The 351-nt window shown below is 75.8% G+C and carries 1 pseudogene; it reads right to left on the bottom strand.

Annotated elements, in window-relative coordinates:
* Positions 1-351: pseudogene (locus J0695_RS37605) on the bottom strand (PucR family transcriptional regulator); the annotation flags it as partial.

Below are 351 nucleotides of genomic sequence, written 5' to 3'. Positions count from 1 at the left end.
ATCGCCCCGGGGCCGTCGGCGGGCACTGCTGCGATACGGACCTCGAGTCCGCACGCCCGGCTGACCGCCCGCGCCAGGTCCTCGGGCGGCTCGCACCCCTTGGGTACGACGGCCCGGCCCGACTCGGCGTCCAGGAGGGTCAGCACTTCCGTACCGAAGGCGTGGTCGAGCACCGTCTGGACGCGGCGCAGCCTGCGGCGCACCGCCACGGGTCCCTCGGCCACCGCGGGGCCGATGCCCAGGGAGATGGCCAGCACCAGGGCGGGCCCCTCGAGCCGGAGCTGCTCCAGGAGTACATGACCGGGCGCCAGCATGCCGTCGAGCAGGCCGCGGACCAGCGAGCGGCGCTGG

It is taken from the genome of Streptomyces beijiangensis (assembly GCF_017315755.1).
GTDB lineage: Bacteria > Actinomycetota > Actinomycetes > Streptomycetales > Streptomycetaceae > Streptomyces > Streptomyces beijiangensis.
This window is presented reverse-complemented; position numbering and strand designations above follow the sequence as displayed.